The sequence below is a fragment of the Mycobacterium sp. genome, from assembly GCF_049281135.1.
Classification (GTDB): Bacteria; Actinomycetota; Actinomycetes; order Mycobacteriales; family Mycobacteriaceae; genus Mycobacterium.
The window spans coordinates 1-8,393 of the sequence record NZ_JBAPRN010000673.1; the positions used below are offsets into that span (position 1 = coordinate 1).

At 65.4% G+C, this 8,393-nt stretch carries 10 protein-coding genes; 1 reads left to right on the forward strand and 9 read right to left on the reverse strand.

The genetic code is table 11. The annotated features are described in order from the left end of the window. From WAN02_RS27110 to WAN02_RS27145, 8 genes are all read right to left on the reverse strand, one after another. Window positions 1-453, reverse strand: a 453-nt coding sequence (locus WAN02_RS27110) for an SDR family oxidoreductase (protein ID WP_422268213.1), incomplete at its 3' end; no start/stop codon positions are given. Further along, window positions 450-1,205 (reverse strand): HpcH/HpaI aldolase family protein, encoded by a 756-nt coding sequence (locus WAN02_RS27115; protein ID WP_422268215.1) that lies wholly within the window; start codon window positions 1,203-1,205, stop codon window positions 450-452. The genes WAN02_RS27115 and WAN02_RS27110, both read right to left, overlap by 4 nt. Next, window positions 1,202-2,182 (reverse strand): zinc-binding dehydrogenase, encoded by a 981-nt coding sequence (locus tag WAN02_RS27120; protein WP_422268217.1) that lies wholly within the window; start codon window positions 2,180-2,182, stop codon window positions 1,202-1,204. The genes WAN02_RS27115 and WAN02_RS27120 overlap by 4 nt, the downstream gene beginning before the upstream one ends. A gap of 1 nt (window position 2,183) precedes the next feature. After that, window positions 2,184-3,398, reverse strand: coding sequence for a cytochrome P450 (locus tag WAN02_RS27125; protein WP_422268219.1), 1,215 nt, complete (start codon window positions 3,396-3,398; stop codon window positions 2,184-2,186). Further along, complete coding sequence (locus WAN02_RS27130) at window positions 3,395-4,099, reverse strand: NIPSNAP family protein (RefSeq protein ID WP_422268221.1); 705 nt, start codon at window positions 4,097-4,099, stop codon at window positions 3,395-3,397. The genes WAN02_RS27125 and WAN02_RS27130 overlap by 4 nt, the downstream gene beginning before the upstream one ends. After that, window positions 4,099-4,668, reverse strand: a complete 570-nt coding sequence (locus WAN02_RS27135; protein WP_422268223.1) for a hypothetical protein — start codon at window positions 4,666-4,668, stop codon at window positions 4,099-4,101. The genes WAN02_RS27130 and WAN02_RS27135 overlap by 1 nt, the downstream gene beginning before the upstream one ends. Before the next feature lie 94 nt (window positions 4,669-4,762). After that, window positions 4,763-5,944 carry a CaiB/BaiF CoA transferase family protein gene (locus WAN02_RS27140; protein ID WP_422268231.1) on the reverse strand — a complete coding sequence of 394 codons (1,182 nt, stop codon included), beginning with the start codon at window positions 5,942-5,944 and terminating at the stop codon, window positions 4,763-4,765. 54 nt (window positions 5,945-5,998) lie between these two features. Then, window positions 5,999-6,811: a hypothetical protein gene (locus tag WAN02_RS27145; RefSeq protein ID WP_422268225.1), complete on the reverse strand. Its 813-nt coding sequence runs from the start codon at window positions 6,809-6,811 to the stop codon at window positions 5,999-6,001. Between the two features lie 344 nt (window positions 6,812-7,155). Between WAN02_RS27145 and WAN02_RS27150 the strand changes: the two genes are divergently transcribed. Beyond that, window positions 7,156-7,851 carry a DUF427 domain-containing protein gene (locus tag WAN02_RS27150; RefSeq protein WP_422268227.1) on the forward strand — a complete coding sequence of 232 codons (696 nt, stop codon included), beginning with the start codon at window positions 7,156-7,158 and terminating at the stop codon, window positions 7,849-7,851. On the opposite strand, the gene WAN02_RS27155 is transcribed toward WAN02_RS27150, so the two are convergent. After that, on the reverse strand, window positions 7,830-8,393 hold a 564-nt coding region (locus WAN02_RS27155; protein ID WP_422268229.1), incomplete at its 5' end, for an acyl-CoA dehydrogenase family protein. The two genes, WAN02_RS27150 and WAN02_RS27155, sit on opposite strands and share 22 nt — an antisense overlap.

Sequence of the window (8,393 nt, forward strand, 5' to 3'; positions counted from 1 at the left end):
GCCGTAGGCGATGTGGTTCGGAAACGGCCGGATCGCCCCGGTGCTGCAGGTGTTGACGATCGCCGCGCCATCGGCGGCCCGCAGCTGCTCCAGCGAGGCGCGGATGCCCAGAAATGCGCCTAAACAGTTTACCCGCCAAGATCTTTCGAATCCGTCGATGGATTCGTCGGGAATGGATGCACGGTGCAGCAGACCCGCGTTGTTGATCAAGGTGGTCACCGATCCGAATCGGTCGACGGTCTTCGCCACCGCCTGCTGCCACTCCCACTCCAATGTCACGTCCAGCGGGATCCCGATCACCGCGTCATCGCCCAAGCCCTCGACCGTGGCGCGCAGCTCGGCGGCGTTGATGTCGCAGGCCGCCACGAAAAACCCGTCGGCGCGCAGTCGTTGGGTGATGGCCCAGCCCTGCCCGCGGGCGGCCCCGGTGACCAGCGCGACACGTTGAGTCACCGGTCGCCTCTCGCCTCGCCGAGGCTCGCGGCGGCGCCGCGTCGTAGGGCCTGAGATTCCGATTCCAAGGTGAGCATCTGAAAACCCAGTCGCGCCATGGCATGTCCGGCTTTGGCGTTTCCGGCGTGGATCGCGGCCACCAGTCCGGCCGCCGATGCGGCGCTGTGGATGCCGGCGATTGCCTCGCGCACCGTGGGGTCAGCGGTGGCCTTGGTCACATCGACACCCATCGAGATCGCCAGGTCCGCCGGCCCGACATACACACCGGCAAGCCCAGGGACAGCACATATTTCATCGACATCGGCAAGAGCGGCGGCGGTTTCGATCATCGCGAACACGCTCACCCGTGATTCCAGCTTCGTGGTATCGGCGCCCAGGCTGGCCCGCAACGGCCCGAAGCTGCGCGAGCCGGCCGGCGGGTACCGGGTGGCTGCGACCGCTGCGGCGGCCTGCTCGGCCGATTCGATCATCGCGACGATGATGGCGTCGGCGCCTGCGTCGAGCACCCGCCCGATCGGTGCCGCGTCGGCGTTGGGCAGCCGCACCGCCGTGGCGATCGGCACGTGCTCGAGGCGGCGCAGCATGCTCGCGATTTCGGCGTCGTCGATGTAGCCGTGCTGGGCGTCGAAGCCGACATAGTCGTAGCCCGCTCTGGCGAATTCCTCGGGCCCGATCGCGGTGGGCCCGGTGATCCAGCCGCCCCAGATCGGTTCGCCCCGGCTAAGTGCCTGCTGCAGTTGACTTCCAGTCACGATGCACCGCTCTCGGTGATCGCGATTTTCCCGCGGTCGGGAACGGGGCGGGTGGCCAGTTCGAAGGCGGCCTGCACCTCGTCGATGCCGAACGTGTGGGTGTGATACTGGGCCAGCAGACCCGGATGCTCGGCGGCGAATGTGTTGGCGAGTTCCAGCATGCGCGGACGATCCAGTGCCACACCTGATTTCAGGGTCAGGTTATTCCGCAGCATGGTGCGCATGCTGATCGGATAGCTGTCGTCGTCGGGGACGCCGAAGTAGAACACCGTGCCACCGGGCGCGGTGGCTTCGATCGCATGGCTGAGGGTCGCCACCTGATGACCCACGGCTTCGATCACCACGTCCGGTCGGTCTTCGGGGGCCAGTTGACTGACCCACCGGCTGCTGGTGGTCCGCGCATACGTGTCGACGCCGAACTTCGTTGCGATCTCTGCCCGGTTGATCGGGTCGACGCCGGTGACGCGACGGGCGCCCGTCGCCTTGGCCGCACACGCGAACAGCAGCCCGATCGAGCCCTGTCCGATGACGCCGACATGAAGCCCGTTGAGGTCTGGTAACTGACCGATGGCGTAGAGCACGCAGGCCAGCGGTTGCAGACCGACGGCCTGGGCCGGGCTCAGCGTCGGGTCGTAGGCCGCGACCTGATCCCCGTCGGTGACGATCCGCTCCATCAGACCGTCGAACGCCGACGCCCAGCCCACCACGTGATCACCGGGCTGATGCTGGCGATGCCGGCTGGCGATCACTTCGCCGACGACTTCATGGATCGGGTAGCCGTCCTTCTCGACGCCGCTACGCCCGTCGTCACCGGGCAGCGTGCCGCGCACGCCGCGGAAGGCCGGCATGTCGCTGCCGCACACTCCGGCCGCCAGAAACCGCAACAGCACCTGGCCGTCGGCAAGAGCATCCGGGGTCTTCTCGGCGATCGATGTCCGCTCGAACTGATAGGGCGCGATGATCCGGTAGGACCACATCTCACACCTCCACTGGCAACTTGCTCCAGCCCCACTGGAAGCTGGACGGCGGGCGGGACGCCGCCTCGTCGATGATGCGGTAGTCCGGCACGCGCCGCAGCCATTCGGCCACCAGGATCGAAACTTCCAGACGGGCCAGGTGGTAGCCCAGACAGAAGTGTTGTCCGCGGCCGAATGCCAACGAGCGGCCGGGGGCCCGGTTCCAGATGAATTCGTCGGGTTGCCGATACTCGCGTTCGTCGCGGTTGGCCGAGGCGATCAGGGTGATGATCCGCTGGCCCGGTTCGATCGTGGTGTCGTGAATTGTGAACGGCTTGCGCGCCGTTCGCGCGAACCACTGCGCCGGCGCGCAGTAGCGGATCATCTCCTCGCGCGCTTTCGCGATGTTGTTGGTCGGATCGGCGCGCACCGCGGCCAGTTGCTCGGGGTGACGCAAGAGCTCCCACAGCCCGTGCGCGACGACCTTGGGCACCGTCTCGGTGCCGCCGATGAACACGCAGAGCATCTGCACGGCGACTTCGGCGTCGTCGAGTGCTCTGCTGTCGGGCAGTCGGTAGCCGAGTAGACCGTCGACTACCGGCAACGGCCCGTTGGTGGAGTCGGCCCGTCGTCGCCGCACCGCCGGGATCAGGTGTTCGAGGTAGTTGGGCCGGGCCTCTGCGGTGTCGACGCCGCTACCCGGTTCGGCAAGACTTCCCGCATTGACAGCGGCCAGCACATCAGGGGCGAAATCAACGGGAACGCCGAGCAATTCGCAGACGACCGACGCTGCGACGATTCCGCCGTATTCCTGGGTGAGGTCGAACGTGCCACGCGGCAGCAGTTCGTCGAGCCGTTCGTTGGCCAACTCGCGGATCCTGGCTTCCCACCCCGCGGCCGATTTCGGCCGGAACGGTTGACTGTGCGCGCGACGCACGCCGTCGTAGATCGGCCCGTCGAAATTCGCGTGGAACGGTAGCGGTTGCAATGGCGGATCGGCGACTGGGCCTTGATTGTGGTGCGCCAGCACCGAGGCTGGGGGCAACGAGCCTTCTGAAGCGACGAACGTTCCGTCGTTGACTGCCAATACATCCCAGATGTCGTCGAATCGCGATAATGCGAAGGTGTCCCATTGCGGAAGGTAGTAGACCGGGTGGTGCTCGCGCAGGACGCGGTAGTACGGCAGCGGGTCGGCCATCACCGCGGGGTCGAACGGGTCGTAGCTGAAGCCGTTCATTGCAGCGGGGACGGCGGAAGTGCTTGCAGGATCGAGTCTTCCCAACCGTCACGCAGAGCCGGGGCGACACTCATCCAGGTGACGATCTCAGCCGGGGGGCTGTCTTTCCACGACGGATAATGCTCGGCGAAGCAATCCCATCCGCCTTCGAGCGCCCAATAGTGGATCACCTCGTTGAAGCGAAAGGTCGTGGTGAACGAACCCAACCAATGTTTACCGGTGCGCTCCGACCACGGAACGTAGAGTCGTTCCAATTCGCGGATGTAGTCGTCTTGTCGTCCCGGCTTGGTCTGCATGATCTCCTGAATCACCAGGGACGCACTGAAATTGGCCTCGCACAGCTGGGCGAGCGTTTTGTTGCTCGGCCCCGCATACATGATCCGGCCCTCCCCCGACGCTCCGATCGTGGCGAGAAATGCCGACCATCTCTTGGCGGCCGACTCGTGGCTGCCGCCGCGCGCCTGCGCCGACCCGATGCGCGCGTAGTCAGCGAAGGCGTCGATCTCCCAAATGATCGTCACCTGCGGCCAATGCCCGTTGTAGGGCGCGGTCTCCCACAAGGCGAACAATCGCGCACCCAAGTCGTGCATCATCGGTTGATAGGTGCCGGTGAATTCCTCGGTGAAGAGATCGCTTGAACCAGAACCCAGCGCAATCGTCTCGTGCAAGTACAGCAGGGTGTGGCCGTAGTACTTGCGCATCAGCCAACCGGGATCAGTTCGGAATCGACCGGCAAGGACGCTTTCATGTCGGAGCGCAGCGTCTCGGTCGGACCGACCCTGCCCGGGATACCGGCCGCGGCGAGCGCGTGACGCTTGAACGCGCGTGCGGCACCGCTGAGCACATGCTGCACCGTTGCGGTCCGATGCCCGATGGTAAGTGGCCAATCATCGTGCCAGAGAGTCACTTCCGTCATCCATCGGTCCAGCGCGGTGAACACCTCCTGCCGAATCCGCGCATCGGAGGCGAACATGTCGGCACTGACCGCCAAGCCGCGGGCCGCGTATTCCTTGCTCTCGGAGAGGATCCGCCAGTCAAGGTCGGCAACCTGGATGCCGAGGATCCGCAGCGGACGACTGTCGCAGCGCTGCGGCAACAGCACGTTGACGTCCCAGCCGGCCCGCACTCGGTCATAGAGCCAGCCGCCGATGCAGCCCACCACATCCGCGGGGCTGGAAGCGACAACGTCAAGTCGATACTTGACCGAACCGCCGCCGCAATGCGGAGCCTGTGGCCGCCGATTCTCGAAGTCCACCTCGAAGGTTCCCATCGCATCCCTTCAGCAGTCGAACGCCACATCGCGTTCCATGACCCGGTCGACTCAGCGTGACACTTTTACATCAATCTGTAAAGTTTCGATTGGATCAAGACTGGCGCCGCGCCTTGAGCTCGGCGAGGACTACGTCGGTGTGCTGGCCAAGCTGCGGCGCGCAGGCCCGCGGCTTCCACGGCGTGCCGTGGAAATCCGCCGGTGTCGCGACCATCGACACCGTGCCTTCCTCGCCGGGACCACCCAATGGCACGTCGACCATGCCGCCGGCGGCATGAAACTGCTCGTCAGCGATGACATCTTCGATGGTGTTGACCGGCGACCAGAAGAAATCCGGTTCACCGGCGAAGACCTCGGCCCACTCGTCGAGGGTCTTGGTGGCAAAAATCTGATCCAGCTCGCCGATCAGCTCGACGGCGTTGACGGCGCGTGAACGCCCATCGGCGAACCGCGGATCATCCAGCCAGTCGGCTCTGCTCACGGCGCGGCACAGCGGGGGCCAGTGCCGGTCGACTTCCAGCCCGACGATCCAGAACCGCCGGCCGTCGCTGGTGGCGTAGTTGTTCATGCAGGGGTTGAACATTTTTTCGCGTTGCCCGATCGCGATCGGCTGACCCGACATCAGGTAGGTGTTCAAGTCGAAGCTGACGGTATAGGCGCCTTGGCGGTAGAGCGACGTGCTGACCAGCTGACCGGTTCCGGTGCGGTCACGAGACACCAGCGCCGCGCAGACGGCCGCGGCCAGCGTCATCCCGGCGGAGTGGTCTCCCATCCCGCCGCGCTGGAACGGCGGTGTCTCACCGGGCCGGGTCAGAAGATGGGCCAGCCCGCCGCGCGCCCAGAACGCGGCAACGTCGTAAGCGGCCCGATCGGCGTCGGGCCCGGTCTCGCCGTATCCGGTGATCAGCCCGTACACCAGCCGCGGGTGGTCCGGGGCAAGCGACTCGTAGTCGAGGCCGAGGCGACGCAATGCTCCGGGTCGAACGTTGCTGATGAAAACATCAGCGCCAGAGATCAACTCGAGCGCAGTGCCGCGACCATCCTCGGTTGTCAGGTCGATGACGACGCTGCGCTTGGACCGGTTGTCCATCTCGAACGGCGGGCTGACGTCGACGTCGAGCCCGAGCATGCGGCCGAACATCCGGGCCGGGTCGCCGGTCGGGGGTTCGATCTTGATGACGTCGGCGCCCCAGTCGGCAAGGATGCCGCCCGTCGCGGGCCCGGCCACCCAGACCCCGAGTTCCACGACGTTGATGCCCTGCATCGGTCCGGCCATGCTCGGCGTCCTCTCGTCGACCGGCGGCCTTGTCACCTGCCGCTCCCCAGTGAATCATTCTTTGCGCAGGTGGTCCCAGAACGTCTTGACCGTCGCTGATTCGTCGCCCCAAGTTTCGACTTCGCCACGCAATCCTTCTGCTAATGCCTCGAAGGCAATGTCCACGTTCGCGGGATCACCGGCATGGGACTTGAACAGTGCCTCGAGGGCGGGATAACCAGGGCAGTCTTCGTAAGCCCACCATTGCAAGTCGGGAACGAAGAAGTACTTGACGGTGCCCAGTAGCAGGTTGATCCATTGCTCGCAGTAGTAACGCAGGTGAACCGAGGGCCGCAGAAGGCAGCAGGTTGCTTCGCGCGCGGCCGCACGGTTGACGCGATTGCGCTGGTCAGCCCGAAGTACTTGCACCATAGCTGCGTTCGGGTCGGCGGCCGACCCGGGAATCGTCGCGAACACGAAGCTCAGGATGTCTTCGTCGGGGTACAGTCCACGCCCATCGTAGAGCCGAAAGGCGATCCCATGCAGGTCAATAGCGGGCACCTGATACAGCGGTCCGCCGATCGTGATGTCGCGACGAACAGGACCAACGGCCCGCAGCTCGATGCCGGATGAGGAGCCCAGATCGTCGTCGTCGAGTAGCAGCACGGCGCCGGGATAACGCGCGCCGACCGCCTCGGGCACGACGACTTGGCCTTGGACACGTTCGTCGTAGACCGAAATCGCAAGCCCCTCATCGAGGTAACTGTGCGACAGCTGCGCGATCGGTTCGAGCTGTGCGATGAGCGCGTCGCGAACCGGCCGTTGGGGACAGGAGCCGTTCCACGACACCACGACCGATCCCACGCCGGCCAGTATCGCACGCAGCAACGGTCTCCTGCCGCCGGTGAGCCCGCTCGACGGACGGATACCGGGCCGAGTTCGGCTCCGTTTCCAGAACCGGCAGCTTTGCCTGTCGGTCCTCGGTACCCCGAGTACCGTGCGGTCCATGACTGAGTTCCCGGGCATCCCGTCGGGCCAGTCAAGGGTGCCCCCGGGTCCGCGGGAAGGCGCGCGTCCCTTTCCCTGTCCACCAATTCCCTATCCACCCAGCGCCTACCGCCCACTGCAGCACCCGGGCTTTCCGCCGGCGCCCCCCAGACACTGCCTCGGCGAACATAATGGAATGTCGCAATACTGCGAGCAATATCGGTGACCGAAGTGGTGGATGAAACGTGAGCATGGTCACCGGGCGTGGGCCGCTGAGCAGTGCTCCGGCCGGTTGGTTTTCGCCGAAAGTGCCCGCCGGGGTGGTCTATGTCGAGCCACATCCCCGGCGGGTTCGGGCGGTGAAAAACGGGCGCACGGTGATCGACACTGAGCATGCGTTGCTGGTGCACCGGCCAGATCGCCCGCTCAGCTACGCATTTCCCGCCGACGAGGTCATCGATCTGCCCACTGAGTCGGTCTCGGAGGCACCAGGGTTCGTCCACGTGCCATGGGACGCGGTAGACATCTGGACCGAGGAGGGACGCACCCTGGTGCACTACCCGCCCAACCCGTATCACCGCATCGACTGCCGGCCGACGACACGGCGACTGCGCGTCGAGGTGGCCGGCACCACGCTGGTGGACACCGAGGAGACCGTGATCGTCTTCGAGACCGCGCTGGAGCCGAGGCTCTACGTCGATCCCTCGCACGTGCGCACCGAGTTTCTGCGACAAACGGAGACGTCGACCTACTGCAACTACAAGGGGTACGCCACATATTGGTCGGCGGTCGTGGGCGATACGGAGATCGAGGATGTGGCGTGGAGTTACCTGGACCCGCCACCGGAGAGCGTACCGATCAAGGGGTTCTTCAGTTTCGACGCCGCTCGCGCCGACGTTGTCGCCGAATTGCCGGAGTCTCAGGACCTCGGCGGCGAATAGTTCGGCCGTCCCAGCCCCAGGGCGTGCTGGGCGATCATGTTGCGGAACACCTCCAGGGTGCCGCCGTAAATACCGACGGGTGAGGCCAGCCGGAAGATGTATTCGGCACCGCCGTCGCCGACCGCCCCTTCGGTGTCGACCGGCAACGCTGACGCGGTGCCGAGGATGTCCATCAGGTCCGGTGACACGTCGCGCATGGTCTGCGCGTTGGCCACCCGGCCGAACATCCCCGGGGTACTCAACGCCGCCTCGGTGCGAGCAACGCTGCGGCCCAACCGATATGCCACCGAGGTGTCGTCGAGCATGCGGCGGCCGTCGGCATCGCGTTTCGTAACCAACGCGGCGATAGCGTCGATCGCCTCGGCCATCAGCGTCAGATGCTCGCTCATCACCGCGACTCTTTGCAGCCCGTCGTCCTCTTTTTCGAGGGTGCCGTGCTCCACGTCGAGCGCACCCCGCAACACCCCCCAACCGCCGTTGACAGGTCCGATGCGGTATCGATCGTCCACCCGCACGTCGCTGTAGAAAACGATGTTGGTGCG